Source organism: Arthrobacter sp. Y3221157, assembly GCF_059089865.1.
The window spans coordinates 1-503 of sequence record NZ_JBNHFD010000222.1; the positions used below are offsets into that span (position 1 = coordinate 1).

Annotated in this window: 1 pseudogene; it reads right to left on the minus strand. The window is 62.2% G+C overall.

The annotated features are described in order from the left end of the window. A pseudogene (locus AC5RTT_RS20750) lies at positions 1-316 on the minus strand (IS21 family transposase); the annotation flags it as partial. Positions 317-503: the final 187 nt, after the last annotated feature.

Below are 503 nucleotides of genomic sequence, written 5' to 3' on the forward strand. Positions count from 1 at the left end.
CGGCCTTGACCTGCGCGATCGCCCGACGGGTGGACCGCTCCGAGCCCGCATAACCCAACGTGAGTAGCTTCTCGTGGGCCTTATCAGCGCGGATCCGACCCTTGGACGCCTCAACCCATTCCTCAATCTTGGGCAGGAACGCATCAGTGACACGCTCTCGCGGCGCCGGTTCGGCAATCGGCCGGCCCGCATCCCGCGCCGCGACATGCCGGGCAACAGTGTGATGCGAACAGCCCGTCAGCTCCGCCGTGGCGCGCAACGATCCGGTCAAATCGTAGGCAGCAAGAATTTCCATGATTTCTCCGTCAGACTTCATACAGGGCCTCTTCCTGGGCGACATTCGATGCGACTAGACACCGTCATCAAATCCCGGGGAGAGGCCCGCCGCTTAAGACGCGGCAGGACAAGTAAGGAAGTGGGCAGATCTCATGGCCACCGATGGGCAGTTCTACTGGCCGTCAGTGGGCACTTTCGTGGCCGCCTACGGGCAGTTTTTCATGGCC